Origin of the sequence: Methylobacterium sp. WL103 (assembly GCF_008039885.1) — a bacterium.
Classification (GTDB): domain Bacteria; phylum Pseudomonadota; class Alphaproteobacteria; order Rhizobiales; family Beijerinckiaceae; genus Methylobacterium; species Methylobacterium cerastii.
Map to the genome: position 1 here is coordinate 1 of NZ_VRUX01001251.1, position 494 is coordinate 494.

Sequence of the window (494 nt, forward strand, 5' to 3'; positions counted from 1 at the left end):
CCGAGGCGCCGGGCGCCACCGAGATCGGCGACCGCGCCGAGGCGATCCGCACGGCGGTGCGCGGGCTCGGACCCGGCGACGTGCTCGTGGTCGCCGGCAAGGGCCACGAAACCGGCCAGATCGTGGGCGACCGGGTGCTGCCGTTCTCGGACCACGCGGTCCTGAGGGCGGCGATCGACGAGTTTTCGCGATGAACGCGTCTTCCCCGAAGCACGACGAAGTCCGCGCCTCTCCCTTCCCCGCAGAGGGGGAGGGGGCTTCGCGTCCGCGCACCGTCAGACCGGAGGCCGCATGAGCCCGAACGCCAAGCCGCTCTGGACGGCGGCCGAACTCGAGCCCGCCACCGGGGGCACGCTTCACGGGTCGCGCGGCGCCGTCGCCGGCGCCTCGATCGACACCCGCACGCTGCAGCCCGGCGACCTGTTCTTCGCGATCAGGGGCGAGGCCCGCGACGGGCACGACTTCGTCCGCGCCGCCCTGGACAAGGGGGCGGG

Annotated in this window: 1 protein-coding gene and 1 pseudogene; both read left to right on the forward strand. The window is 74.7% G+C overall.

Going from position 1 to position 494, the window contains the following annotated elements:
• Positions 1-194 (forward strand): annotated as a pseudogene (locus FV222_RS28870) (UDP-N-acetylmuramoyl-L-alanyl-D-glutamate--2,6-diaminopimelate ligase); the annotation flags it as partial.
• A 97-nt stretch (positions 195-291) separates the two neighbouring features.
• A partial coding sequence (locus FV222_RS28875) for a Mur ligase domain-containing protein (protein WP_246685728.1) occupies positions 292-494 on the forward strand: 203 nt, incomplete at its 3' end.